Genomic DNA, 25877 nt, shown 5'->3' with positions numbered 1-25877 from the left:
CCTGATGGATTACCCTGTAGAAGCCAGTCATCCCCCGATTTCTCGGTTTCGACTGAACGAATCGCACTTGGCAGCACCATTTAAGTCTGCATTCACAATTATGCCATTATCTGACTGATATAAGCCACGTTTAATCCGCTTTCCAGATGCTTTCCACCCAGTTGGTTTTTGACCATATTTGGGTAGGGAGTCACCATCAAGAAAACTAGCTTTTGAAGTATATGCTTCTTCGGTTTTAAGAAATCTGATTCCGTGCAAATCGCACAGTTCTTTCAACCTATTTTTTAGCTTACCTAAAGGCATTTGAACAAATTTTTGATTGTTCAGTTTACCGAGATTACTGTTAGACTTAAAGCCTTCATTCCACCCAACTATCAGTGTGCCAATTCCGTATTTCAGACAATGGTTGACAATTAACTTTGCAGATTTATTGATGCCATCACGCATTTGGTGATTGCGTTTGCGAGTTACACGGTCTAGCCAATTATCCCAGTAACCTTCTGGTTTTCCTTCTTTTCTAGTTGCTACTTTCTTGTTCCACAATTGATTCATCGCTTTCATTGCACGAGAATCAATCAATAAAGAGTTTCCCAGCGTATCGACACAAGCTGCTAAATTGTCAGAAGTTCCTAAGTCAATTGACAATGCTTGACCAATGTCTAAATTATGTTGTTGTTTTTCAACCTCGTAGGACATTTCCAGGTAAAAATAACCATTTTTCGGGAGAATTGTAAACTCTTTCACTTGAGAAAAATCAAGATTCGATGGCATAGGCAAAAAGAATTCAGAAACTCCAAACCATCGCCTTACTGTTAAACCCAAGGAAAACCTTAACTGATTGCCAACAAGTTTTGGTCTTAAACCTCCAGAATTGGGATAAGCTACTTTAAACAACTTAGAGTTTTTCAGGTATCCCGGTGGCTTGGGGTTAAAATGTAATTGACCTTTGATATATAAATCTCTTAATTCTTTAAAAGATTTGAAGGCTTCTGTTACTGACATCAATGTTTGCTGCATTGGTGTTGATGGCAATGATTTAGCAACCATTGATTTTGTAACTGATGGTTCAAAAGATAAGTCAAATTTTCCAGTCAACAATTTTCCTGTTTTGAAAAAAATCTGACGAGCTAAATAAACACCACTGTTATACAGTTTACCTGATTGTTGACAGAGATACTCTAACAAGGCTTGAACTTCTTTGGTTGGAGACAGTAATATTTGCTGAACTCCCATTGTTTTTTTGGTTTTATTCACCTCTGTTTTCCTGAATATTGGTTGACTTGTCTGCTTTCAGCTATTATACTAGATATCTCAAGGTTCATCAACAAAATTTAGAAAGAAAGAAAGAAAGAAAGAAAGAAGACGGGGACTCTCATTCCCTCGTGCCGCTTCCCTCTCAGGACTGAAGTCTCTGAGTTTCCCGCATCCCGTATTGTTTTTATGATTGTATGCGATAATCGAACATTAACAGGGTAGAGGGCAGAGCATGATTGGTCAACTTCTCGACAGACGTTACCGCATCATTAAAGTCACAGACTCAAGTGAAGTGGGAAAAACTTATATAGCAGCAGATACTCACCGTCCCGGGTATCCGCAATGCACGGTTAGAGAAATGCGGCTCCTCGGCACCAGTTCGCAAACTCCAGAATTAGTCAAAATTATATTTCAAAGAAATGCAGAAATAATAGAAAAATTGGGCAAACACGACAAAATCCCCGAATTGTTGGCGTATTTTGAGGAAAACCAAAGTTTATACTTAATAGAAGAATTTATTGCCGGTCAACCTTTAAGCCAAGAATTTATACCTGGTGAACCTTGGGCTGAAGACGAAGTAATTGCTTTGCTATCATCCATATTAGAAGTTTTGGTGTTTATACACTCCAACGGTTTCATTCACCGCCGAATTCAACCAGACAGAACAATTCGACGCGAGTCAGACGGCAAATTTGTGTTGATTGACTTTAGCTTAGACAAAGAAATTAACCCGGAGCTCGTTAATTCTCATTTGTTGGCGCCAACATCCCCAAATTCTGTTAAAAAGCCTTTGGGAAAAAAACCGGAGTTAGCTGCTGAAACATTATATGTGCCGATCGAGCAATCGCAAGGCAACCCCCGCTACAATAGCGACATTTACGCTCTAGGTACGATCGCCCAGCTTGCGGTAACGGGACTATCGCCCGAGAAACTGAGTGCCTTAAAAAACCAAGGCGAAATTTCCTGGCGCGATCGGGCGACTTGTTCGGCGGCTCTAGCAGATATTATCGATCGAATGGCACTCTCAAACTACGAGGAACGATATCAGGAAGCCACCGAAGTTTTGGCAGACCTCGAACAAATCACGGTAAAATGGGAGGCTGGGCGATCGCCAGCCACCATCATCACCGACACGATAAATCAATTTCAGCCGAGACAGCGCCCAACCAAACTGTTGCTGTTTGCAGCCATAGCCGCAGCTTCGATATTGACAGCACTGATAATTTACTTTTGGCACAGTCAAAGTCCGGCGAGGGCCAAAGAATTGTTCGCCCGCGGTGTTGCGAAGGCGCAGCAAGGTGACAAAACAGGCGCGATCGCCGATTATACCCAAGCGATCGCCCTCAATTCCAGCGATGCCGAAACTTTCTACAAGCGGGCTAACGCTCGCTACGACATGGGCGCCACCGAGCAAGCAATTGCCGATTACACCCAAGCACTTAAAGTCAATCCCAGCCACACCAAAGCCATCTACAATCGAGCTCTCGCCCGCCGCGACACCGGCGACAAGCGGGGGGCTGTGGAAGATTTTACCCAAGTATTGCGGCTCAATCCTAACAACGGTGACATATATTATCAGCGGGGTTTAGCCTATTACGATTTGGCAGACTACCGCGCGGCAATTGAAGACTACACTCAAGCAATTCGGCTCAATCCCAACGATGCTACAGCATACAGCAATCGGGGTTTAGCTCGATCGGCCAACGGCGACAAAACCGGAGCAATGGCGGATTTTACCCAAGCGATTCAAATTAGCCCCAAGGAAGCTGGGGTTTACTACAGTCGCGGTCGATCGCGCTTTAATCTAGCAGATTATCAAGGAGCGATGGAAGATTACAGTAGGGCGATCGAATTGGAACCGAACCAAGCTGATGCTTATACCAATCGGTGCAGCGCTTACTTAAATTTAGCAACCTACGACAAAGCGATTGAAGATTGCAGCCGAGCAATTCGCCTCGATCCCAAAGATGAGGCAGCTTACAACAACCGCTGCATTGCTCATCTGAATTTAAAGCAATTTCAAAAGGCCAGCGAAGATTGCAGTTTGACGATCGGACTCAACAGCAACAATCCCAAAGCATACAGCAATCGAGGATTAGCTCGATCGGCTTCGGGAGACAAGCAGGGGGCCGTCGAAGATTTCACTCAAGCAATTAAGCTCAATCCCAGCGATGCAGTAGCTTACAGCAATCGCGGTACTATTTACTCAGAACTAAAAAATTACCCTTTAGCGGTTGAGGATTTCGCTCAGTCGCTACGACTCAACCCCAACAATGCTAGCGCTTTTTACAGCCGAGGTCTCGTCCGTCGCCAACTCAAAGATCGGGCTGGGGCGATCGAGGATTTTCAGAAAGCTGCAACACTGTTTCTAGAACAAGGAAGAGCCGATGGTTTTCAAAATGCACAAGCACAGATCAAAGATTCTAAATAAACTATTAGTCATTAGTCATTAGTCATTGGTTATTGGTTATTGGTTATTGGTTATTAGCGCGAGCGTCCCCGCTCGCGAACGTTATTAGTCAGTAGTCAGTAGTCGGTAAACACTGGGAGCATCTCATTTTTGAAAAAAGCATTTTTTATTATAGTGCGAGCGTCCCCGCTCGCGACTATTCCAGGACTCGCGAGCGGGGACGCTCGCACTATTAAATGCAAAACAGAGATGCTCCCTAAACACTCAACTGTCAACCCTTCTTTTGCGCTCTTCGGGCAAGCTGTTAACTGCCAACTATCAACTATCAACTGCCAACTATCAACTGCCAACTGCCAACTGCCAACTGCCAACTGCCAACTATCAACCGTCAACCGTCAACCGTCAACCGTCAACCGTCAACTGCCAACTGTCAACTGTCAACTGTCAAATGTCATTAGCAAAAATGAAAAATCAAGAACAAAAAAGGAAACAGCAAAAATCACCAATTACGAATTACCCATTACCAACTCCCCCTTCCCAGTTACCAATTCGCAATTATCAATTACCAATTACCAATTACCACTTCTCAAATTCCGATATGAACATGGTTGGTCAACTTTTAGACAGGCGTTATCGCGTAGTCCAAATCCTCAGCTCGGGAGCCTTCGGACAAACTTATTTAGCAGTCGATACTCGCCGCCCAGGTCACCCTCAATGTGTAGTCAAACAACTGCGCCCTCCCAGCAACACTTCCACAGTTCTCAAAACAGCTTACCGATTATTTAAACAAGAAGCAGAAATATTAGAAAAACTGGGAAAACACGATCAAATTCCATTTTTACTCGCTTATTTTGAAGAAAGCAATCAATTCTACCTCGTAGAAGAATTTGTACCCGGCCACGCCCTCAATCGGGAAATTGTGGCCGGTCAACCTTGGCGCGAAGAAAGAGTGCTGGATCTGTTGGAAGAAGTGTTAAAAGTTCTCGCCTTCGTACACTCTCAGGGAGTGATTCACCGCGATGTTAATCCCTCCAACTTAATCCGCCGCAAACCAGACGGCAAATTAGTTTTAATTGACTTCGGCTCGGTTAAAGAAGTTGCCAATCACGCCAGCGAGTACGATACAGAATTTCCGCGCACCATTGCGACGGGAACTCCGGCTTATATGCCGATCGAACAATTTCAAGGCAACCCGCAATTTAGCAGCGACCTCTATGCCGTCGGGATGATGGCGATCCAAGCTATCACTGGTTTGCCCGGTACGGATTTGCCAAAATTGCAAGATCCGAGTCCTTCTCACACTGGGGAAATTGTTTGGCGAAACCGAGCTCAATGTTCTCAGGCACTGGCAAATATAATTGACAAAATGGTCTGCCACCAATTTAGCAAACGCTATCCATCGGCTGAGGAAGTTTTGGCCGCTCTCAGCAAGCTGAAACACCGCCAAGAGCCTGGAAATACGGCTCAAAATAAAAATATTTCTCCGTCGAGCTTACTGTCTTCCAATACTTTTTCTTCAGGTTTGGGAAGTCGGTTTTGGTGGCTGATATTAGCTGGATGCGGGGCAATTGCTATGGTATTTCTGTTTAATTATTGCAGCCGCCCGAATCCGATCAAAGCCAAGGAATATTACGAAAAGGGAGTAGCAAAGTCTCGCAATCAAGATGCGGCAGCAGCTTTGCAGGCTTTTGACAAATCAATTCAATTAAATCCTAACAATGGTGAGAGTTTTTATCAGCGGGGTAATGCTAATTATGATTTAAAAAAATATCAAGAAGCAATTGCCGATTATTCTCAGACGATCGCTCTCAATCCTCAATATTTTAAGGCTTATTTTAACCGAGGGCTGGCCCGTCGCGATTTCAACGATAAGCGCGGAGCGATTGAGGATTACACTCAGGTTTTGAAGCTCCAGCCCAACGATGTTGATGCTTACTATGAAAGAGGAGTGACTTATTTAGAAATGCAAGATTACAAGACGGCTATTGGGGATTTGACTGAAGTAATTCGGTTGCAGCCGAACTTGGTTAAAGCTTATCATTCGCGGGGGTTGGCTCGGGCTGGGAGCAGCGATTTGCAGGGGGCGATTGGAGATTATACTGAGGCAATTAAGCTCGATGCTCAGAATGTGGATGCTTTGTACAGTCGGGGGAGAGCGCGCTTTCACCTAGGAGATTATCAGGGAGCATTGGCGGATTATAGTCAGGTAATTGCGATCGATCCCAAGAGTGGAGATGCTTACGCGAATCGTTGCAGCACGCAGTTGAATTTAGGAGCGCATCAAGCCGCAATTGACGATTGCACTCAGGCAATTTCGCTAAGCGAGGAAGATGGGGTTCCCTATAACAATCGCTGTATTGCTTATTTAAATTTGAAGGATTACCCGAAAGCAATTGCCGATTGCACTCAAGCGACAACACTAAATCCCAAGGATTATAATGCTTTCAGCAATCGCGGTTTAGCTCGCAGTGCCGGGGGAGATACACAGGGGGCGATCGCAGATTTTACCGCAGCAATCGGGCTCAATCCCAACGATGCTGAAGCTTACGCCAATCGGGCCAAGGTTTACCAGCAGTTAAATAATTCCAATAGTGCGATCGCCGATTACGTGCAAGCCATTCGGATCAATCCGAATTATGCTGGTGCTTACTACGGTAGAGGCATGGTTAGGCGATCGTTAGGAGACAAAGCAGGAGCAATTAGCGATTTCGAGAAAGCAGGCAAAATCTTTCTCGATCAAGGACTTACCGGCGGTTACAAAGACGCACAATTTGAGATTGACAAACTCAAATAATTCTTAGGTACGTAGTTGCGCTTCAGCGCTCTTTTGCATATATATAAGAAAGAGCGCTAAAGCGCAACAACGTACCTTACTAACCCTCTGGATTTTGAATTCGCTCAACCAAATCATAAAAAGGTTGCCAATTATCCTCAAGAGCGATCGGTTCCCAAACAGCCTCAATCGTCGGCCTCAACAGCGATTGTTCCGGATTGTGCTGGCGCAACCTGTCCGCCATCTTATCCATATCATCCGCCGATAAACTTTGCAAAACGTGACAATAAAACTCCCGCCAAGGTGCTAACAACTCCGTCGCTTCGGCCTCGCTAAAAATTTGATTGACATCATCTCGCCAAGTGCGATTAAACTGTCTTCGCAATTGAAAAAAGAAATCATGATAATCAACTTGAGACTCCGCCAGCATCTTAATTGTCAGCTTCAAAAGCTCATCACCATCAGCCTCAGACAAATCCTCAAATCCCAACCTATTGAGCATCAACTGTCGGTAAGTAGTATTATAATACCCACCAAACTTAGCCAAAGCAGCATCCATATCAGCTTGAGGAATCGCCGCTGCTAGCGGTTGCTGAAGCTTCTCCAAATTCCCGTGACAAATAAACGGTTGATTGCCGTAAGCATAAAGACCATAATAGTCAAAATAAGCTGCTGTAAACTTCGGATTATAAGTCGGAATAAACGCAAAAGGCCCGTAATCAAAACTTTCACCAGTAATCGACATATTATCAGTATTCAGCACCGCATGACAAAAACCTGCCGCCATCCACTGAGCGACCAATTCGGCTACACGCTTGACTAAATCCGCATAAAATAGCGCATACTTTTCTTTCGATGAAACACCAGAAGTGCTAGCTTCTAGATGCAGTTTAGGATAGTAATATTCAATGACAAAATCTAAAAGTTTTTTAATTAAGTCCGGGCGACGGATATAATTTAGCCTTTCAAAAGTGCCAAAGCGGATGTGAGAGTGGCTAAAACGCACCATCACGGACGATCGCGTCGGAGAAGGTTCATCGCCCCGCCACAAAGCATCACCCGTTTCAACCAAACTAAAACAGCGAGACGTGCGAACTCCCAATCGGTGCAAAGCTTCAGCCGCCAAAACTTCGCGAACTCCCCCCTTGAGAGTGAGTCTACCATCAGCACTGCGCGAGTAGGGAGTGCGGCCGGAACCTTTAGTGCCAAAGTCGTAAAGTCTGCCATCAGTACCGCGAACTTGGCCGTACAAAAAGCCTCTACCGTCGCCTAAATTCGGGTTGTATTCGTTGAATTGATAGCCGTGGTAGCGGAGTGCGAGAAAGGGACGCACGCAGTGAAATTTGCCGAATGCTTGAATGAAATCTTCGTCGGTTACTTGTGCCGGATCTAAGCCCAATGTCGGCAATAATTGGTCGTTGCGGAAGCGGAGGATGTGCTGCGGAAAATCTGCCGCCGGGACTTCATCAAAGTAGTCGCCACCGAGGGATTCGAGGGCGGGTTCGTAGTTGAGGGAAAGCAAGGGATTTGACATTTGTCTATTTTATGTTGAAAATGTTGAAATTGGCAACTCATTGTAGGGTGCGTCTGTTGTAAAAATTTTAAACGATAGACAGAGAATCTTCGGCTGACGCACCCTACGGTTAGTTATTGTAGGGTGCGTCTGTTGTAAAAATTTTAAACGATAGACAGAGAATCTTCGCCTGACGCACCCTACGGTTAGTTATTGTAGTTATTGTAGGGTGCGTCTGTTGTAAAAATTTGAACGATAGACAGAGAATCTTCGCCTGACGCACCCTACGGACTCACTACTCGTGACCAATATGTGCCGGAATATCTGGGATGTCATTTGCTCCCCAATCTTCAGGATAAATGCTTTGGGCAACAAATCGATGGAAGCTAGAATATTGCCAATCTTTGGGGGACTGGCATAAACCATGTTTGACTGGATTGTAATGAATATAATTGCAATGATTAGCATAGTCTGTTTCATCTCTAATTAAATGTTCCCAAAATCTTCGCTGCCAAAGATTTCTTTCTTTCCGTTTTTTTCGAGATGGGCTAATTTCGGCTTGTATTCCTAATTTATCAGCGCATTCATGTGTGACAAAAGTTTTAATGAATCGCCAACGAGTTGCATAATTGTTATCACCCTCTGGTAGTGTCCAAATACAATGTATGTGATTTGGCAATAAAACAATTGCCTCAATTGAAAAAGGGTAAAGTTGCTGGACTCGGAGCAGGGATTTTCGTAAAGATTCCCGAGCAATATCGCTGCACAGCCAAGGAATTCTTTGATAAGTGACTTGGGTGAAAAAGTAGGTTGCTCCGGGTATCGTGGCTCTCCGGTAGTTCGACATAATATTGAGTTAGTAGTCGTTAGTTATTGTCGGGTGCGTCAGGACTGAATGTTTTCTGACATTGCTGATTTTTTCGCCTGACGCACCCTACGGTTAGTTATGGACAGACAGATAATCTTCGGCTGACGCACTCTATGGTTGGTTATTATCGTTATTGTCGGGTGCGTCAGGACTGAATCTTTTCTGACATTGCTAATTTTTTCGCCTGACGCACCCTACGGTTAGTTATTGTAGGGTGCGTCAGGACTAAATGTTTTGACGACATACAGATAATTTTTGCCTGACGCACCCTACAGTTGCTCTACCTCCTATTTAAACTGCCACCAAAGTAGGCTCTAAAGTTGCCACTAATTTCAGATTGTACTCATCCTCAAAACACGGCTTTTTATAATCTAAACTCCACAGTTCCAAAGCACAATCGTCACCGGGATTGAGCGGTTGCAGCCGCAAGTGAAACTCTCGAACTTCCGGGCGGTGTTCGCATTTGAAATCAGTAATTGCCCCAATCTGCCGCCTATCCAAAGCCACAGCCAACCGCAGAAATGGATGCAATTTACTAACGACTTCTCGGTATTTTTTCGGGAGAATGACAAAATTTTCGTGTTTCTTTTTTGGAGGATTTTTCCGGTGGTAACGAGCTATATTGGCAATTACTTCAATCTCAGTTTCAGTGTATCCCAATAATTCACCATTGCGAATTAAATAGTAAGAATGCTTGTGGTGCGCCGAATGGCTGACGTACAAACCGCTGTTATGCAGAATCGATGCCGCCCACAGCAACTCGCGTTCTTCGCTTCCCCAATTGTGCAGAATTCCTTGGGTTTGGTCGAATAAATTGAGTGCAAATTCGGCGGTTCTTTCGCTTTGTTGTAAGTTAACTTGATATTTTTGGGCCATGTGCAGAACACTGCGCTGGCGGATTGAACCTTGATAGCGCAATCGGTTTTCAATCAAACCCCGACTTAGCATCCAGTCAACAATGACGCCTTCTCTTAAAGATCGATCGCACACCGTGAGGGATTCCATACCTAATAATGCCATCGCTTCCTGCAAAATCAACGCCCCGGCGAGAATAATTTCCGCCCGCTTGTCCGACATTCCGGGAATTGCTAGCCTTTCGGAGTAGGAAAGTTTGCGGAAACGATTGACTAGCTCGCGCAAATCTTTTAAACTTAACTGATATCCAGCCAGCGGACTCGGAACTGTTCCCAACTTTTCGCGAGCGTTAATTGCAGCCAGAGTTTCGATGGTTCCCGCAGTTCCGATCAAGCGCAGATGTTCGCCTATCTTGAATTGCGATCGCAATTCGTCGATCGGTCTTTCCAGCGAAATCCGAATATAAGCTTGCAAATAGGCAAACTCCTCCCGGCTAATCGGGTCAGTTTTGACAAATTCTCCTGTTAAGCGCACAGCACCAATTTTGGTGCTGGTGAGACAGCGCGGTTCAGAACTATCTCCTAAAATTAACTCAGTAGAACCGCCACCAATATCAATAATCACCTGCGATTGATTGTTGAATTCCATACCCGAAAGAACACCGAGATAAATTCTCCGCGCTTCTTCTTGTCCGGAAATTAAGCTCACATTCAAGTCTAATTCGTCAGCAACTTGTTTGAGAAAATCCCGCCCGTTAGGCGCTTCTCGAACTGCACTGGTAGCCACAGCGATGACTTGTTCAGCATTAAAAGTTTTAGCAATATCTTGAAAACGGCGCAAAGTTGCGATCGCCCTTTCCATCACTTCAGACTTCAAACACCCTGTTTTAGCCTCACAATCACCCAACCGAACCGTATCTTTTTCTCTAGCAATAATCGCAAACGCAGGCAATTTCGGATCGATCCGCGCCACCACCATATGAAACGAGTTAGTACCCATATCAATAGCGGCAATAATGCGATTTGACTCCGCAGCAGCAAGTGAATTAACCATTGGAGTGTATCGGGGTTGACAGATATTTATAATTATTTCACGAATCCAGTGAGGCGCGATCTTAAATCAGCAAAAATCGGGAATTAGGGCATAGGGCATCGGGCATGGGGCATCGGGCATGGGGCAAAGAGGGCATCGGGACATACATCACTTTTTTGAGAACCGCTATAGTAGGTGATTTTGCCTAAAATTTGATAGAATTTAAAGCTAAAAATCTAAAATCTAGAATTGAAATGCTTATAGAGCCCGATCGCCAATCTGAATCTACACTACTTACTATCATCCGGCTGTTGAGATGGGACAAGCCAGCAGGAAGGCTAATTTTAATGATTCCAGCCCTGTGGGCCGTCTTTTTAGCAGCAGACGGAAAGCCGCCCTCCGCATTGGTAGGGGTGATAGTGTTGGGTACCTTAGCCACGAGTGCGGCGGGATGCGTCATCAACGACTTGTGGGATCGCGATATTGACCCGGAAGTAGAAAGAACGCGATCGCGCCCCCTTGCATCCCGCGCCCTAAAAGTGCAAACTGCGATCGGAGTTGCTTTAATTTCCTTTGCTTGCGCCGCCATTCTCGCATTTTATCTCAATCCGTTAAGTTTCTGGCTGTGTGTCGCCGCCGTACCAGTAATTATCTGCTATCCGTTAGCAAAAAGATTCTTTCCAGTCCCACAATTAGTGTTATCAATTGCCTGGGGATTTGCAGTTTTAATTAGTTGGAGTGCCGCCGTCAATAAATTAGAATTAGCAACTTGGTTGCTGTGGGGCGCAGTAGTCTTGTGGACGATGGGATTTGATACAGTTTACGCAATGAGCGACAAAGAAGATGACTTGCGTGTGGGTGTCAATTCCAGCGCTATCTTTTTCGGGGATAACGTAACTAATGCTGTGGGTTTTTTCTTTGTTGGTACTGTCGGTTTGTTAGCAGCAACGGGAATTAATCTGCACTTGCACGTCGGTTTTTGGATAGCAATTTGTGCGGCGGCAATTTTGTGGTTTTTGCAGTACAGTCAACTGCGGAAGGCGGATATTCCCAAGCCTGTTTACGGTGAAATCTTTCGCCAAAATGTTTGGGTTGGGTTTGTCATATTGGCGGGAATGATTGTTGGGGAGATTTTTTAGCCTGCGGTTGGAAACCGCGCCTACACAAACAAAACCCACCTACGTGGGTTAAATAAGTCCACTAAGCCTCTCCAATAATGATTGTGGAACAGGCATCTTGCCTGTTCAAGACTGGCTTTTCTGACGATCGTACCTTCTATGTAAAGTTATATTACAAAAACAGAAACTTCGCATAAAAACTCCGACGCACTCCAGATAGATAAGTAGCGGCGGAAGTTCAGCGAGTTTGACCCACCCTCTGTGTAAAGTTATATTACAAAAACAGAAACTTCGCATAAAAACTCCGACGCACCTCTGATAGATAAATGTCAGCCCAAATTATTGGATTAATCAAGGTGCACCATGTCTAATATATCGATCGGCAATTTAAGCGACAACTATATCTCGATCGACTTCGCAGGTAAAACTGACCCCACAGACACCTATCGTTTTAATCGGCTGAATCCGGGTAGCTTTCGAGTTACGGCGGTCGGATTTAGTTCCATTGTTGGGATGCAGCTTCTCGACACTCAGGGAAAAGTCGTCAAAGATATCGAAACCAACGGCACAAATTCGGGCACTTTTAGCATCGATAATTTGGGCGCAACAAATTATGCACTAAAAATCTCTGCACCTTCGCGCGATACAAATTATCAAGTTACTTTAACCCCAGACGGAAAAGTCGATCCGCTGACAGGCTTAGGCGTTACCTCCGGTTTCTTCACTCCCGATTCAACTGGTCAAGTTGGTTTTGACTGGCTACATGACGGCGGCAATTATAAAGGTGAAGTTGCCATTTTTAGCGTACAAGGTATGGAGAACTTCGATCCTAATTCTGAGGAATTTATCAAAGAATCAGCAAGACGAGCTCTGACAAATTCTACCTTTGGTCACGTCGTAATTTCTGACTCCATAGAAGGTGCAAATCCGCTATTTAACGGCGGTTTAGGAGAGGAAAACTATAACGAGGGACAGTACAGTGGCGCGAAAAAATTTGGGATGAAACCGGGAGATGCTTTTGCGGTGATGTTAGTACCAAATGGTACTGTGCGAGATATCTTTAACAATCCGGGTGCGGACGGTGACAAACGTCCGTTATTATCTTTATCTAGCCTGAATCCAGATGATGCTTTTTTGTTTGGTCAAATAGCAGATGTGACTGGCACCGGCAAGGCATTTGCGATGGAAGATCAGCGAGTCGATCGGGGTTCTGATAAAGATTACAACGATTTAGTTTTCAAGTTGACTGGTGCGACTGGTAAGGCTGTGTCGATCGACAAAGTGATCGATAAGAGCAAAGATTGGACTAAACTCGATGGCGGCAAGAAATTGATCGAGTATGTCACTCCAACACCGCCTGTAGCGACAACGCCACCAGTTGTTGTACCGCCGACAACTCCGCCAGTTGTTGTACCGCCGACAACTCCGCCTGTAGCGACAACGCCACCAGTTGTTGTACCGCCGACAACACCTCCAGTTGTTGTACCGCCGACAATGCCGCCAGTTGCGACAACACCGCCTGCTGTTGTACCGCCAGTTGCGACAACACCGCCTGCTGTTGTACCGCCGACAACGCCACCAGTTGAGACAACACCGCCTGCTGTTGTACCGCCGACAACACCGCCAGTTGCGACAACACCGCCAGTTGCGACAACACCGCCTGCTGTTGTACCGCCGACAACGCCACCAGTTGTGACAACGCCACCAGTTGCGACAACACCGCCTGCTGTTGTACCGCCGACAACACCGCCAGTTGCGACAACACCGCCTGCTGTTGTACCGCCAGTTGCGACAACGCCACCTGCTGTTGTACCGCCAGTTGAGACAACACCGCCAGTTGCGACAACACCGCCTGCTGTTGTACCGCCAGTTGCGATCGCACCGCCTGTAAGAGTAAAACCTCCGATCGCCCCCCCAACTCCTTCACAACCACCTAAGATCGACCCAAAACTGCCTGTAATTGAACAACCGATCGACACTGAAGCGCCTATCCCTATCAGTGTGGCGCCAACGGTCGATCGCACTTTTGTAGGCATCATCGATACTGGGTTTGCTGCGAAGAATCCCGATTTGGATTATTCTAAAGTGACCTTGGGGCGCGATCGCATCGACAAAGACAGCAACCCGTTGTTAAATGCTGGAGAAGGGAACGAACACGGCACGTTTAGCTGGGGTTTAGTAAGTGCAATTCAAGGGAATGATATCGGGATTGATGGCTACAACGATGGGGCGAATGTTTACCTAAGTCGGGCAATTGGTTCGGGGGAATGGGATTTAGCTTTAACTGATTTTGTAAGTGAAGCGAAGGGACAAAAGAAGAAGAATGCGATCGCACTTCTTCCCCTGGATTTAACTCAAAAGAATGCTGACGGTAGCATTACTACTCGTTACGAGTTTACAGCGCGGGAGCGTGCGGCTTTGGAAAATGCGCGTCAAAATGGGGTGCTGTTGGTTGTAGCGGCTGGTAATGACGGCGGTGTGATGTCGGTTTTGGGTCAATCTTCTCAGGAGTTTGACAATATTATCACGGTTGGTTCGTCGGATGGTTTTGGGCGATCGGATTATTCGAGTTACGGCTACGGTTTGGATATTTTAGTGCCCGGTGGAACAATTGAAAATCCGACTTTATCGACTGTTGGCGATGATGTCGGTCAAATGTCGGGAACTTCGGCATCCGCAGCTAAGGCGGCGGGAATGTTGTCTAAGGTTTGGGATAGCAATCCTGCTTTGAGTGTGACTCAGGTTATCGATGTTTTGACTGGAAGTGCGATCGATTTGAAGGAGCCCGGATGGGATGAGGAAACGGGTTTTGGGGTGGTGAATTTGAATAAGGCTGTGGAAGTGGCGAAGGATACAAAGCCGCAAAGTTACACGCCTAGTCCTTTCTTGAGTCCGACAACTTGGGGTTTAGAAGGACTGGTGACACCCTTAGAAAGGGCGACGGCCGATCAGTTTAGTGGCAATGGCAAATACTATGATTGGCAATCTTACACTCTTAAGTTTGGAGATACCCTCAGTCAAATTGCATTCGACACAATGGGCGATGCTTCTGCTGCTGCTTACAACTGGATTGCTAAACGCAACAATATTCCAGAGGCTAGTAAGATTCAGGCTGGGGCTACAATTCAGATTCCCAAAGAAGTATCAGCACCTCAGCCAGTTAACCCAGGCCCAATTAATCCAATTCCACCTAGTTCAATTTCTGTCAATGGACGCACCATTAGTGGCAATTTTTATCCTGTTTTTCAGAATTACAAAGGAACACTTGGCAATCCCATTTCAGATGTCGTCAATTATGGTAGTACCAGCTATCAACTATTTGACAAAGGGTCAATTATTAGCAGTAAAAATGGAACTTTTCCGCTTTACGGTGGCATCCGTCAGGCATTCTTGAATACAGGTGGCTTAGAAGGCTGGTTGGGAGCTCCGAAGAGTGAAGAAAAGGGGCTGGGGAATGGGAATATCATTCAATACTTTGATAAGGGCTACATCTACTGGAATGGTGGTAAGGCAACTGCTTACAAAGAAGGTAGCGGTATTCCAGTTGATCAGACTCAAAATCTTGGTAATCAACCACTTTTGAATAATACAAATTCTCAACCTTCTCTCTTTGCTAATCCAACTTCATTTAATCCTTTAGTCGGATTCAATAATCCTTTACAAGGTGCTGGCAGCCTGACACAAGGACCTGGTGGTTCAACTTCACATACCGGCAGAGCGCAATATGCCATTGATTATGGTGTTAACTTGGGTACACCTGTATATGCCATGCGTTCAGGTACAGTGAAAAGAGTAATAGATGCCTATTCAGACACAGGTGGTGGCCCAGAAAAAGCGAATCAAGCAAACTTAGTTACGATTGAGCATGATGGAGGATATCGTTCTGCTTACTTACATCTACAACGTGGATTTAGTTCAAAAGTAGCAGGGGGAATAAAGGAAGGTAATACTGTCAAAGCAGGACAGCTAATTGGGTACAGTGGCAATTCGGGTTGGAGTACAGGTCCTCACTTGCACGTAGAAGTTCATAGACCAAATAGTAATGGTACTTTTGGTCAGACTGTCGCATTCCGAATTAGTTAATTTCTTCTAAATTGTGTCAGGCGATCGCCCATAATTCATCAAACGATCGATCGCCCTTCTTACATCCGCGTTAATCTGCGTCCATCTGCGGTCAAAAAAGATCGATCGCCCTTTCTAACAATTCAGAAGGGCGATCGCCCTTATTTTGCATTCAACTCACAAATAATTGTCAGTTCAGCCAATTATTGCTAAAATGATCCCAAAATACTATTCTGATTAGCCAATGAGCAACATCTCTATCAGCTTGCCAGATGACTTACTCACATACGTCAATCAAAAAGCGCCAAACCCCAGTGCTTTGATCGAATCTCTCTTAAAACAATGGCGAAAACAACAAGAAAACCAAGCTTTAGCAGAAGCTTGTAAGCTAATTGACGAATTAGATTTAGGATGGGATGAGGAATGGCAAGCTCAAGCGATTACCGACTGGGAAGTATCTGGATAGCTAGATTCGATCCGTCAGTAGGAACAGAAATACGCAAAACGCGACCGGCATTAGTGATTTCTGGTACGTTGTTTAACGAGCGACGCAGCAAAGTGACTGTTTTGCCGTTTACCTCCGCTCGTGCTCACGATCCTCGGATTTCTGCTGCTGTAATATTAGTACCCGCATCCCCACAAAATGGTTTAGATGCAGACAGTTTGCTAGTCTGTGTCGATCTCATGACTTTCGACAAAACGAGATTAGTACAGCAAGTCGGCCAATTGGAATCCGAGCTATTTTCCCAAGCTCAAGAGATTTTGCAGCGCTATTTGGAATTATAGCGATCGCCCGACGCTAACTCTCACCAAAAATAAAAGCGAGATCCATTTTGGAACTATCCAAAATGGATCTCGCTTCTGCTTGTAGGATGGAATAACCGCTTCCATCTCCCAATTTCCATGACCACCCCCATCCAGCAAGAAGCCCGCCAAATTCTCGACACTCTCGCCTTTACCCCCTTCGATCGATGCCATCCCCTCAGCCGCGACTTCGACACCATTCCTGCTAAAGTTGGTTTGTACGCCTTTCGACATCGCACCGAAGGATTGCTCTACATCGGCAAAGCCAAGAACCTCCGCGATCGACTCCGAGGCGGTCACAAAGCCTTTCTCTGGGGCTGGCTCGATCGCTACGATCCAGATGATGTAAGGATCGCCTTTGTTACCCTCAACCAATGGCAAAAACCAGGGTTATTATATGAATTAGAAACCCTCATCCTGCAAGCTACAAATCCTCCCTACAACGTTAAAATCCCCAGAGAACAATGAATCATACCCTCAACATCCAACACTTGCCACCATCCGCTATTCATTCGCTGATGACCCATTTGCCGGACTATGTGAAAGTCGCCCTGATGGAAAAAGCTACGCAGCTAGAATGCTCTCTGGAAGCTGCGATCGAAATGGCGATCGCTAGTTTTCTAGACTCAGAAGCTTTCAGCTTTGAAGATTGCCTATTATCGCAACGTCTTCAGGAATCAGAACTGGTAGAATCTCCCCAAAGGAAATAGGGAACGATCGCCATTTCTCAGGATAATTCAGAAAGGCGATCGACCATAATTCATCAAAAGATCGATCGACCTTCTGACATCCGCGTTAATCTGCGTCCATCTGTGGTCAAAAAAGAGCGATCGCCCTTTCTAACAATCCAGAAGGGCTATCGCTCTTCAACTTCCCATCTCAAGACTAAAGATTTATTCATTCTCATCAACATTATCAAAAATATCTTCGATGTCCCGTGCTCCGTGAATCACGCGCAAAATTTCTACCTCTGAGTCTATGAGACGGTAGAAAATCAGATATCTCCTAAAACCTTTAATAGCTTATTGTCGCACATCGATTAAATTCGGATGAGAAAATTGACAGCGTTTTCCCATTTTCGGCGTTTGGGCCAATTGTTTAAAGGTTTCTCCCGCCGCGACAAGAAAGCGATCGGAAGCATCCATATTATCTTCCGCAATGTAAGTTGCCAATTCAATTAAATCGCGGATAACTTGCGGACGTTTTTGGATCGAGGTCATTTTTCTCCCTGCAACCCCTGATTCTGGGAAATACGCGATCGCACAGCTTGACGAATCTCCATCCAATTTTCCTCCGTCATAGCGGTAGGATTTCCCGATTCCAAACCCTCTAATAACATCGCTTCCAAACGTTCTGAAGCTTTACGTTTTTGGTCTTGGCGAATTAACTCACGGAAATACTCGCTAGCTGTACTATAACCACCTTGGGCTACCTGTGCTTCTATATAAGTTCGCATTGAGTCAGGTAGAGAAATATTCATGCTTGTCACGGGTATTACTTACCTCATTTAACTCGTTATTTTTAATATGGCAGATTTTGCCATTTTTTGTCAAGTCTCATAACCACTAATTTTTTAATAATAAAATGGGAAAGGGCGATCGCTTCGTAATATCAATACTCCGTCAATTCTTGCAAGTCTGTATCTTCCTTATAGATTTCTGCATAGAGAGCCGCAGATTCTTCCAATTGCTCCGCATACTCCGCATCCTCTGGGTTATCCCAAATTTTAGCAAAAGCTGCTTCTGAGAGTTTGGTCACAGTATCAACTAGAACACCAGCTTCACTTCGCGTTAATAGGAAGTCGATAAAATCTTTTAATACCGTAATTTTATCTGGCGGTAAACTACGAATTTTTTCCATCAGCTCTGCTTCTGGGTTTTGGGTGATACTCATTTGAGCTACCACTTATTTATTGATAAGATAGCATATACTTGATATTCCGTCAATATTGCGATGTTGCAGAAACGATCGCCCAAACTGGTAAAATCCTAGCAAATCCCAGATGAAATCCCAAATGAGAGTAAGCAAATTCAACTTTTGTGCGATCGCAATTTTCCTAACTTTGGGCATTTTCGGCAGTACCAAAGCAGACGGAGGAATTGCACAGTTCAGTTTCAGCAACAAATCCACTCAAACTTTAGCACAAACCCTCCCTCCTCCTCCGCCTCCTGCTCCTGCCAAATTACCTGTCACCGAACAAGAAGGCCCGCCAATTACTAGCGAATCCGTGCCGGATCAAATAGCTTTAGCAACCCATTTGCAGACTATCAAAGCTAGAATGTTCGGTGCTTACTGGTGTCCTCACTGTCACACGCAACAAGAACTTTTCGGCCAACCCGCATTTACCGCGATTACTTACATTGAGTGCGATCCCAGAGGTAAAGATGCTCAACCAGATTTGTGCAAAGCAGCTAATATTAAAGCTTATCCCACTTGGGAAATTCGCGGTAAATATTACACTGGTAGGCTATCTTTGGAAAAAATTGCTATCTTATCGGGTTATAAAGGCAGCAGGAATTTTCAGCCACAACTTCCCTCTCCTTAAATATATCTAAATTAGGAATGAGAATTAAATAACTTACAATTTTAATTATTCTGGGATGGGCGTCCCGCCGGTCCAGAAAAGACGGGCGGGACGCCCATCCGACAAATATGTGTAAGTTATTAAATTTTCGTTCCTTAGTTGACGACACTCGCCCACTAAAAAACCGGGTTTTTGAACCGAGATTGACGGTTTTAGGCAAAAATTTTGGTTAAAAACCCGGTTTCTTGCCACCTGCGCGTCTAGCAGTATAAATGTAAGGCGCACAAGCACCTGAATTTATGACTTTTATGAATCGAGCTTATGAATAATATGAATTGACGTAAAAGCGAGATAATTATTTAATGGTACTTAGGCGGACATATCTATTTTAATTCCAAATTAGCACTTATTCACGAGACTGAAACGATGCACTTACAATCTAGGAAAAAACTAATAACTTTCAGCAGTTTGCTGTGCTTGTCAGCAATTGTATTTCCGGTAGCCAGCCAAGCTATAACTGTACAAGAAGTACCGAATCCACGCCAAAATCACACTTGGGTAACAGATAAAGCAAATATTCTCAGCGACAGCACGGAAATTCAGCTAAATCAGGTGATTGCGGAGTTGGAGGCGAAAAATGGCTCAGAAATTGCAGTGGTGACAGTGCCTGATACTAAGCCATCCGCGACACCCAAAGCATTTGCTACAGAATTATTTAACTCTTGGGGAATTGGCAAGAAAGGTAAAAATAACGGAGTTTTATTGTTGATTTCGTCGGGGGAACGCCGCGTTCAGATTGAAACTGGTACCGGGATTCAAGGCATTTTGCCGGATGCGAAAACTGTGAGTATTATTCAAACGGAAATTACGCCCAAATTTAAACAGCAAGACTTTGACGGGGGGACATTGGCGGGGACAAAGGCGTTAGTTAATGTTTTGCAAACTCCGATCGCAAATGTGCGATCGCAAAACGCGCTACCTTTGGCTCCCATAGTACCAGGACAAGGCGTACAACCGTCTGCAAATACTCAATCTCAAAATACGCTGCCTTTGGCTCCCATAGTACCAGGACAAGGGGTAACACCGTCGCCAATACCTGCTCAATCGCCAGTTGTTACGGATGATAACTCATCAGGTGGCGTGTTCATATTTTTCTTAATCCTTGCCTTGCCTGTGTTATTGATAGGATGGATAATTCGGTCTATTATGTCCAGTTCCCGCTCTTCTTCTAATAGTCGCAGGCGTCATTACGGTAATAGAACCAGCGGTAATAGCACCAACGGTTACGGTAGCAGTAGTAACGATTACAGTAGCAGTAGCAGTAGCAGTAGTAGCGATTACAGTAGTAGCAGCAGTAGCGACTCGGGCGGTAGCTTTGGTGGTAGTGACTCTGGGGGTGGTGGCGGTGGTGGGGATTACTGATAGTTGTAAGGTGCTCTTCGGCGCACCCTATTTGAGCTTGATTTATACATTTTCCCTAGAATGACCACAATCATATTGGTTTGTAGTGAGGACTTTAGTCCTCGGATGGATGCGGACTGAAGGCCTCACTACAAACCCTATTCGCTCGTGAATGATAGCCTTTCTCAGAAAGGTTCGCGGAACTTACAGTTTTTATTGTTCTTGTGGGATGGGCGTCCCGCCCGTCCTTTCTAGACGGGCGGGACGCCCATCCCACAAATATGTGTAAATTATTTAATTCGCGATCCTTAGTTTAAGGGTGATAGAAGCTGTCAGTCATACCTCATCTCTTTGAGAAAGGCTATATATCATTTTCCCTAGAATGAACACCATCATATTGGTTTGTAGTGAGGACTTTAGTCCTCGGATGGATGCGGACTAAAGTCCTCACTACAAACCTTTTTTAGGATTAACTTTTACTCCGAAAAGTAGTCTGTAACTATTTTCAAAATTCGGGAGGAGGCTAAGCCGTCGCCAAAGGGATTAATTGCCATTGCCATCGCGTCGTAAGCTTTAGAATCACTCAGCAATTCTGCGGCTTTTGCTGTAATTGTATCAGAATTTGTACCGACAAGTTTAGCAGTGCCTGCGGAAACTGCTTCTGGCCTTTCTGTGGTTTCTCGCAATACTAAAACTGGCTTACCCAAACTCGGTGCTTCTTCTTGCAATCCGCCTGAATCTGTCAAGATTAAATGACTTCTCTGCATCGCTCCTACTAATTCTGCGTAATCTAATGGTTCTGTTAAAAAGATTCTTGAATGGTCGCCCAATAGAGCTTTTAATGGTTCCCGGACTGTGGGATTTCGGTGTAGTGGTAAGAGCAAGGCTGTGTCGGGAAATTTATCTAAGATTTGAATAAATGCCTTGGCAATTCCTGCTAATGGTTTGCCCCAATTTTCGCGGCGGTGTACTGTTGCTAAAATGGTGCGATGTTGGCTCCAATCTAAGTTGGGAATGTTGCATTCGGGTTCGCGTTTGGCGACAGATAGCAAAGCGTCGATGACTGTGTTGCCTGTACGGTGAATTTCTCCCAAAACGCCCGATCGCACTAAATTATCCGCAGCCAGCGCTGTTGGGGCAAAATGCAGCCGTGTGAGCTGCGAAATCAACCGCCGATTAGCTTCTTCGGGATAGGGATTGAACACGTCGTCAGTCCGCAATCCGGCTTCTACGTGACCTACGGGTATTTTTTGGTAGAATGCAGCCAAGGCAGCGGCAAAGGCTGTCGTTGTATCTCCCTGTACTAAGACGATTTCTGGCTGCAACTCTTTAAACAAGGCTTCCAAACCATGCAAACTCCGGGAAGTGATATCTGTCAAGCTTTGCTGGTGCTGCATAATGGCTAAATCTCGATCGGCTTTCAGGTCGAACATCTGCATCACTTGCTCGACCATTTCTCGGTGCTGACCGGTTAAAATTACTTGGGTGTCAAAGTTTGGCGATTTTTTGAACAGTTGAATTACTGGGGCTAGTTTAATCGCTTCCGGGCGAGTTCCTAAGACTATGCAAACGCGGTGAATGGTTTTGGGCATATTCATTCAGTTGACAGTTGACAGTTGACAGTTGACAGTTGACAGATGAGGGCGAACTCTACCTGGCAGTCCGAGGATTGGAGTAATGAATAGTCTTCTTTTAATTTCTACCTACAAGGGTTCCGGCTTTAAACCAATTCTTTGTGGTAAAATATAGTTAAGTTTATTGATGCTCGCATTTTGACTACTTTCAAGAACAGGCAGGATGCCTGTCCCACAATAATCCAATGTTTTTGTATGCACGCGAACCTGCACATAAATAGATGATTGCTTGGGCGCAGAATGTTAGTTCATCCGAATCTACTTAATGTTAAAATTATCTCGACCATTGGAGTTTTTTAATCTTTAATTTAATTTATTATGCCATATCGATACATTTTATTTTACAAACCTTACGATGTTTTAACTCAGTTCACTGACCATTCAGGGGAAACTAAACGCAGCACTCTTAAAGATTTTATTCCGATTCCTGATGTTTATGCGGTGGGAAGACTCGATCGCGATAGTGAAGGTTTGCTACTGTTAACCGATGACGGACAAATGCAGCACCGCCTCAGCGATCCGAAATTCGCTCATCCCCGCACTTACTTGGTGCAAGTCGAAGGGGTTCCCGATGCAGGCGCGATCGCCCGTTTGCAAACTGGTGTCACCATTCAAGATTATCGGACTCGATCGGCAAAAGTGCAATTATTGTCCGCAGAACCCGAATTGCCGCCCCGCGAACCCCCGATTCGATTTCGCAAACACATTCCGACAGCTTGGCTGGAAATGACTCTCACCGAAGGCCGCAACCGCCAAGTGCGCCGGATGACGGCAGCAGTGGGGTTTCCGACGCTGCGGCTGGTGAGAAGCGCGATCGGGCATTTGCGTCTGGAAGGCCTCAAACCCGGTGAATGGCGCGAATTAACTCAAACAGAAATCAAACTATTTTAAGATTTGCACAGAACAGCATCAGGAGCCTGCATTGTGCACCCTAATTTCTGGAAGGTAAACTAAAACTTTCCTTTCCATCCCGATCTTTTTGCACCCGAGCTCCCAACTTAACAAGAGCTTGTTTTGCCCTTTGACGCACCAACTTATCAGTTGTTTGATAATAAACCGTGCTCCAAGCATTAAACCGCACCGACACGCTATCTGGATCTCGGCGCAAAAACTCAGCAGTTGCTCGAAAAAGCGGCGCCAATTTCTTCCCCTCCTGGGTCTTTTCCACCCAATCAGCAGCCATTTCGTGAGAGCGAATTGACTCGGGAATGTCTCCCAACAGCAGTAACTCATCAAGACCTTTTGTTCGCCACACTATCCACGCTTGGGGATGAATTTGCGGCGACAAGGCGTTAGTACCCCGCTCGATGAACTTAATAGCAGTTTCAGGTTTTCCCTGATAAAAAGAAACGGCTGTTGACAGAAACAGGTAGATGTCAGCCCACCTGGGGTCGCGCTGGGTAACTATGTCAAAATAATCTTGGCCCAGATTGTAGCCGGTCACATTTCGTGCTTCGTCATCGCCAAAATACTGCAAAAATTTGAGAAATGTCCAATCTGCAATTAAATTGTCAAACCCAAAACTAGGGAGATTTTTGAGCATTTTCAGCCGCAGGGCTTCTTGCTGGGCTTCTTGCTGGGCGGCTTGCTTGAAACTAGCAGCAGATATTGCAGAGAGCGGCTTTTGCTCCTCAACGCCAACTGAGGTCATTCCGCCTAATTGCCCGATCGACTGCATGGTAATGACTCCAGCCAGCGCTGCTGCACCGATAACTCCATTAACGAGCAGACTCAACCACTTACGCGAAAAATTTTCGATTTTAGTTTCCATGAGACATTTAAATCCAAGTTTTAAATTAAGTTTATTAAAATAGAGTAATGATTGGTTGGCGATCGACTATAAAGCTGGTTAAACTATCCAAAGGGATGCTATGGCCTCCACAACATAGTTTAAGTGGTAGTTTGAGATTTTTTAGCAATTTTAAATCTCAAATCAACAATCAAAAATAGAATTGAGCCAAAATTCAATGAATCAAGCCCGCAGACGCTTTTCTAAGTTACAGGCAGCCCTGTTCACTGGGGCGATGGCAACAACCGCTTCGATATCTTTACTCGTTCCCAGTCTGAGTCAGTCAGTCCGCGCCGAACTTCAAGATAGCCCCAAAGCTGTCTTAGACGAAGCTTGGCAAATTGTGAACCGAGATTATGTCGATCCAACCTTTAACAAGACTGACTGGCAAGTTACCCGCCAAGAATTGCTCAGCAAAAATTATACTTCTCGCGAAGCTGCCTACACTGCCCTCCGCAATGCCCTAGAAAAATTAAAAGACCCCTACACCCGCTTCATGGATCCGAAACAGTACGAAGCGCTGAAGAGTCAAATCTCCGGGGAACTGACAGGGGTGGGGATGAGGCTCGAAGAAGACGAGAAAACGAAAGCGATCACGGTAGTTGAGCCGATGGAAAATTCCCCAGCCCTGAAGGCAGGGATTCAAGCTGGCGATACGATTTTGGTGATTGACGGCAAACCTACCAAAGGTATGACTGTCGCGGATGCGGCTCAAATAATTCGGGGTGCCGAAGGCACGAAAGTCACGCTGCGGATTGCTCGTCAGGGCAAAAGCGAGTTTGATATTACTCTGACTAGGGCGAAAATTGAGGTAGCAGCGGTTCGCTACAGCCTTAAGAAGGAAGCTGACAAGAATGTCGGTTATATCCGCTTGCAAGAGTTTAGCTCCCACGCGGGCGAACAAATGCAGCGGGCGATTAAAAATCTCTCGGAGCAGAAAGCTGACGCTTTTGTGTTGGATTTGCGGGGTAATCCCGGCGGGTTGCTGTCGGTGAGCATTGATATCGCGCAGATGTGGATGGATTCTGGGGCGATCGTCCGTACAGTCTATCGTGCGGGAGATTCTCAGGAAATGCGGGCCAACCGCACTGCAATCACTAACAAGCCTTTGGTGGTGTTGGTGGACAACAACTCGGCCAGCGCCAGCGAGATTTTGGCCGGTGCGCTGAAGGACAACAAGCGCGCCACTGTGATGGGCGGCCAAACTTTTGGCAAAGCTTTGGTGCAGTCTACGCATCCTTTGTCTGACGGTTCGGGATTGGCGGTGACGATCGCCCACTACTATACTCCCAACGGTACGGATATCAGTCACAAGGGCGTTACTCCCGATGTCAAGGTGGAAGTTAGCGACGAACAAAAGCTGAAATTAGCTAATAAACCGACGTTGGTTGCGACGAAGGACGATCCTTGCTACGCGCAGGCGATCGCACTTTTGAAAACTAGCGCTGCATCGGTACGTCCCACTGTTGGTAATGAGGCTCTTGCTCCTAAAAAGTAGTTGAACACCGTCAGACAATAACAATTAGTTTTAAGATGAAACCCGCACCGGCGGGTTTTGTTTTGTCAAGAATTGATTGCATCGATTAATCACTGTAAGATTAGTTCGTAGTGCGGACTTCAGTCCGCAGCCAGTAAGATTGGTTCGTAGTGCGGACTTCATATCGTTTCCGGGTGCATCGGAATTATATAGTGCGAGCGTCTCGCTCGCGACATAGATCGCGAGCGAGACGCTCGCACTACATAGGGCTTGCTGAAAAATCAATCACATATTGCGTGGCATAGGTTTAGATGGCGCGAGGGAGAAAAAAGTGCAAGATAAACAGGTAATATAGATCAAAAC

The 25877-nt window shown here is 45.3% G+C and carries 21 protein-coding genes; 12 read left to right on the top strand and 9 right to left on the bottom strand.

Features of this window, described 5'->3' with window-relative positions:
* Positions 1–27 precede the first annotated feature (27 nt).
* On the bottom strand, positions 28–1254 hold the full coding sequence (locus tag JGK07_RS26090) for a transposase (RefSeq protein WP_293193506.1): 1227 nt from the start codon (positions 1252–1254) through the stop codon (positions 28–30).
* A gap of 232 nt (positions 1255–1486) precedes the next feature.
* On the opposite strand from JGK07_RS26090, the gene JGK07_RS26085 reads away from it, so the two are divergent.
* The gene (locus tag JGK07_RS26085) at positions 1487–3685 is read left to right on the top strand and encodes a tetratricopeptide repeat protein (RefSeq protein WP_293193505.1); all 2199 of its coding nucleotides are present in this window, start codon (positions 1487–1489) and stop codon (positions 3683–3685) included.
* Positions 3686–4268: 583 nt separating this feature from the next.
* Positions 4269–6458, top strand: a complete 2190-nt coding sequence (locus tag JGK07_RS26080; RefSeq protein WP_293178728.1) for a serine/threonine-protein kinase — start codon at positions 4269–4271, stop codon at positions 6456–6458.
* Between the two features lie 79 nt (positions 6459–6537).
* Here JGK07_RS26080 and JGK07_RS26075 read toward each other — a convergent pair whose 3' ends face one another.
* The 3 genes from JGK07_RS26075 to JGK07_RS26065 all read right to left on the bottom strand — a co-directional run bounded on the left by JGK07_RS26075 (position 6538) and on the right by JGK07_RS26065 (position 10726).
* Positions 6538–7971 carry a YdiU family protein gene (locus JGK07_RS26075; protein ID WP_293178685.1) on the bottom strand — a complete coding sequence of 478 codons (1434 nt, stop codon included), beginning with the start codon at positions 7969–7971 and terminating at the stop codon, positions 6538–6540.
* Positions 7972–8245: 274 nt separating this feature from the next.
* Positions 8246–8797: a transposase gene (locus JGK07_RS26070; RefSeq protein ID WP_293178682.1), complete on the bottom strand. Its 552-nt coding sequence runs from the start codon at positions 8795–8797 to the stop codon at positions 8246–8248.
* 312 nt (positions 8798–9109) lie between these two features.
* The gene (locus JGK07_RS26065) at positions 9110–10726 is read right to left on the bottom strand and encodes a Ppx/GppA phosphatase family protein (RefSeq protein WP_293178679.1); all 1617 of its coding nucleotides are present in this window, start codon (positions 10724–10726) and stop codon (positions 9110–9112) included.
* 233 nt (positions 10727–10959) lie between these two features.
* On the opposite strand from JGK07_RS26065, the gene JGK07_RS26060 reads away from it, so the two are divergent.
* The 6 genes from JGK07_RS26060 (at position 10960) to JGK07_RS26035 (ending at position 17399) form a co-directional block, all read left to right on the top strand.
* Positions 10960–11844, top strand: coding sequence for a 4-hydroxybenzoate solanesyltransferase (locus tag JGK07_RS26060; protein WP_293178676.1), 885 nt, complete (start codon positions 10960–10962; stop codon positions 11842–11844).
* 342 nt (positions 11845–12186) lie between these two features.
* Positions 12187–15906, top strand: coding sequence for a S8 family serine peptidase (locus JGK07_RS26055; protein WP_293225901.1), 3720 nt, complete (start codon positions 12187–12189; stop codon positions 15904–15906).
* A 223-nt stretch (positions 15907–16129) separates the two neighbouring features.
* Complete coding sequence (locus tag JGK07_RS26050) at positions 16130–16351, top strand: hypothetical protein (protein WP_293193499.1); 222 nt, start codon at positions 16130–16132, stop codon at positions 16349–16351.
* Positions 16309–16671, top strand: a complete 363-nt coding sequence (locus JGK07_RS26045; RefSeq protein ID WP_293178661.1) for a type II toxin-antitoxin system PemK/MazF family toxin — start codon at positions 16309–16311, stop codon at positions 16669–16671. Before JGK07_RS26050 ends, JGK07_RS26045 begins: the two co-directional genes overlap by 43 nt.
* A 117-nt stretch (positions 16672–16788) precedes the next feature.
* Positions 16789–17157, top strand: a complete 369-nt coding sequence (locus tag JGK07_RS26040) for a GIY-YIG nuclease family protein (RefSeq protein WP_293178658.1) — start codon at positions 16789–16791, stop codon at positions 17155–17157.
* Positions 17154–17399: a hypothetical protein gene (locus JGK07_RS26035; RefSeq protein ID WP_293178655.1), complete on the top strand. Its 246-nt coding sequence runs from the start codon at positions 17154–17156 to the stop codon at positions 17397–17399. The genes JGK07_RS26040 and JGK07_RS26035 overlap by 4 nt, the downstream gene beginning before the upstream one ends.
* A gap of 312 nt (positions 17400–17711) precedes the next feature.
* Here JGK07_RS26035 and JGK07_RS33285 read toward each other — a convergent pair whose 3' ends face one another.
* The 3 genes from JGK07_RS33285 to JGK07_RS26020 all read right to left on the bottom strand — a co-directional run bounded on the left by JGK07_RS33285 (position 17712) and on the right by JGK07_RS26020 (position 18582).
* Positions 17712–17909: a type II toxin-antitoxin system RelE/ParE family toxin gene (locus JGK07_RS33285; RefSeq protein WP_293313341.1), complete on the bottom strand. Its 198-nt coding sequence runs from the start codon at positions 17907–17909 to the stop codon at positions 17712–17714.
* Positions 17906–18169 carry a type II toxin-antitoxin system ParD family antitoxin gene (locus JGK07_RS26025; RefSeq protein ID WP_293178653.1) on the bottom strand — a complete coding sequence of 88 codons (264 nt, stop codon included), beginning with the start codon at positions 18167–18169 and terminating at the stop codon, positions 17906–17908. The genes JGK07_RS33285 and JGK07_RS26025 overlap by 4 nt, the downstream gene beginning before the upstream one ends.
* A gap of 131 nt (positions 18170–18300) precedes the next feature.
* On the bottom strand, positions 18301–18582 hold the full coding sequence (locus tag JGK07_RS26020; protein ID WP_293178650.1) for a toxin-antitoxin system, antitoxin component, Xre family protein: 282 nt from the start codon (positions 18580–18582) through the stop codon (positions 18301–18303).
* Between the two features lie 121 nt (positions 18583–18703).
* Here JGK07_RS26020 and JGK07_RS26015 point away from each other — a divergent pair, with 121 nt between their 5' ends.
* Positions 18704–19234, top strand: coding sequence for a hypothetical protein (locus tag JGK07_RS26015; protein ID WP_293178648.1), 531 nt, complete (start codon positions 18704–18706; stop codon positions 19232–19234).
* Between the two features lie 405 nt (positions 19235–19639).
* Positions 19640–20635 (top strand): YgcG family protein, encoded by a 996-nt coding sequence (locus tag JGK07_RS26010; RefSeq protein WP_293243191.1) that lies wholly within the window; start codon positions 19640–19642, stop codon positions 20633–20635.
* 455 nt (positions 20636–21090) lie between these two features.
* Here the strand turns inward: JGK07_RS26010 and wecB are convergent, their stop codons facing one another.
* Complete coding sequence (wecB, locus tag JGK07_RS26005) at positions 21091–22206, bottom strand: non-hydrolyzing UDP-N-acetylglucosamine 2-epimerase (RefSeq protein WP_293178641.1); 1116 nt, start codon at positions 22204–22206, stop codon at positions 21091–21093.
* 360 nt (positions 22207–22566) lie between these two features.
* Here wecB and JGK07_RS26000 point away from each other — a divergent pair, with 360 nt between their 5' ends.
* Complete coding sequence (locus JGK07_RS26000) at positions 22567–23139, top strand: pseudouridine synthase (RefSeq protein ID WP_293178638.1); 573 nt, start codon at positions 22567–22569, stop codon at positions 23137–23139.
* A gap of 40 nt (positions 23140–23179) precedes the next feature.
* On the opposite strand, the gene JGK07_RS25995 is transcribed toward JGK07_RS26000, so the two are convergent.
* Positions 23180–24019: a hypothetical protein gene (locus tag JGK07_RS25995; protein WP_293178635.1), complete on the bottom strand. Its 840-nt coding sequence runs from the start codon at positions 24017–24019 to the stop codon at positions 23180–23182.
* A 196-nt stretch (positions 24020–24215) separates the two neighbouring features.
* On the opposite strand from JGK07_RS25995, the gene ctpB reads away from it, so the two are divergent.
* A complete protein-coding gene (gene ctpB / locus JGK07_RS25990; RefSeq protein WP_293178632.1) occupies positions 24216–25535 on the top strand; it encodes a carboxyl-terminal processing protease CtpB in 1320 nt (439 codons plus the stop codon).
* Positions 25536–25877: the final 342 nt, after the last annotated feature.

The sequence above is a fragment of the Microcoleus sp. PH2017_24_DOB_U_A genome, assembly GCF_020738205.1.
Classification (GTDB): domain Bacteria; phylum Cyanobacteriota; class Cyanobacteriia; order Cyanobacteriales; family Microcoleaceae; genus Microcoleus.
This window is presented reverse-complemented; position numbering and strand designations above follow the sequence as displayed.